The sequence below is a fragment of the Brevundimonas halotolerans genome (assembly GCF_003730275.1).
Lineage (GTDB): Bacteria > Pseudomonadota > Alphaproteobacteria > Caulobacterales > Caulobacteraceae > Brevundimonas > Brevundimonas halotolerans.
The window spans coordinates 1-935 of sequence record NZ_QTTA01000014.1; the positions used below are offsets into that span (position 1 = coordinate 1).

Sequence of the window (935 nt, forward strand, 5' to 3'; positions counted from 1 at the left end):
CCGGAGTGTGGTCGGCGCAGGTTGTAGTTTTCGGTCCAGGGTTTGATGGCTGCGGCGCGCTCGTCCGATGAGCCATAGGGTCTGGCGTAAGCCCATTCACGCAGCGTGGTCTGGATGAAGCGCTCGGCCTTGCCGTTGGTGCGGGGCGTATAGGGCCGGGTTCGGACGTGGCGGGCCCCGGCCTGGCGCAGGGCGGCGGCGAAGAGCTTCGAGCGATAAGCCGAGCCATTGTCGGTCATGACGCGCTCGACCGTGACGCCGTGTCGGCCGAGCCAGGCGAGGGCGCGCTGGAGGAAGGCGGTAGCATCCTGCTGGCCTTCGGAGGGCAGCACCTCGGTGTAGGCCAGTCGCGACGCGTCATCGACGCAGACGTGCAGGAAGTCCCAGCCCCGACCAAGGTTGTGCGTGCCGGGTCCGCGTCCGGTGAAGCGGTGGCCGACACCGTTGATCCGGCCCAGCTTCTTGATGTCGAGGTGGATCATCTCGCCGGGCCGATCGCGCTCGTAGCGGATGATCGGCGGTTTCGGGTCCAGCAGGGCGAGCCGGCCAAGGCCCAGCCGGCGCAGGATCAGGCCCACCGTCGAGCGCGCCATGCCCAGCGTCCGGGCGATCTGCGGCCCGGTCATCCGCTGACGGCGCAGGGCTTCAATCTCGGCCATTCGTCGGGGCTCCGTCCTGCGCGGACATCGCCTCGGCGCCGAGCTGCGGTCGTGATGCCTGTGCTCGCCTCCGAGCCGATGCCGACCCAGCCACTTGCGCGCGGTCCTGACCGATACACCTGCCGCCTGCGCCGCCGACCGCGTGGTCCAGCCCGTCTCGATCCGCTCGGCCAACAAGGCTCGACCCGACGGCGTCAGACGGGCATTCTTGTGTACGTTCATCCGGGGAACTCTTCGGTTGAGGTTGGTGCTTCGCAACCCCAGCTTCTCAGCCCA

Annotated in this window: 1 protein-coding gene; it reads right to left on the reverse strand. The window is 68.7% G+C overall.

The annotated features are described in order from the left end of the window. On the reverse strand, window positions 1-881 hold an 881-nt coding region (locus EG854_RS06070; RefSeq protein WP_123286920.1), incomplete at its 3' end, for an IS481 family transposase. Window positions 882-935 lie beyond the last annotated feature (54 nt).